This window comes from Vibrio sp. 2132-1 (assembly GCF_033344315.1).
Window position 1 is genome coordinate 1 of sequence record NZ_JAWPON010000908.1, and the last position, 504, is coordinate 504.

Consider the following 504-nt stretch of genomic DNA (forward strand, 5'->3'; position numbering starts at 1 on the left):
TCACTTCAACTGTGCACAAAACTGCAACTAAAACTGAAGTAAACAAGCATGAGGGTGACTCATCACTTGGCTTTAATTCGCGCAATTTGAAAACACCACTCCCGAATGATGAACATCCCAAAGCGAACAAGGCTGAGCGCACATTGCTAGATAAAGCCATGTTGGATTCAGAAAAAAGCAATGACAAGCCGACGCATCAACCAGTCACGACACCGATTACTCAAGGCGATGTGATTTTGAAAGGCATCTCGACTCCACAACCTACTCAACCAACTCGTGAAGTCAGCCAACTGATTCAGCAATTGGTGGATAAAGTGTACGTTGCCCTACCAACGGCATCGAATGAGAAAGAAGTACGATTGTTTCTAAGCGAGGGTCAACTCAAAGGTGGCGAAATCCACATCAAGTTAGATTCGCAAGGTTATAGCGTGACGATTCGACAAGAGCATGCGCTTTCCATCATCAATCAACAAGCAAGGCAAGATCTGGCAGAACGTTTAAACC

At 44.8% G+C, this 504-nt stretch carries 1 protein-coding gene; it reads left to right on the forward strand.

The window, feature by feature from the left end; translation table 11 throughout:
- On the forward strand, positions 1-504 hold a 504-nt coding region (locus R8N47_RS28665; protein WP_318186543.1), incomplete at both ends, for a type III secretion system needle length determinant.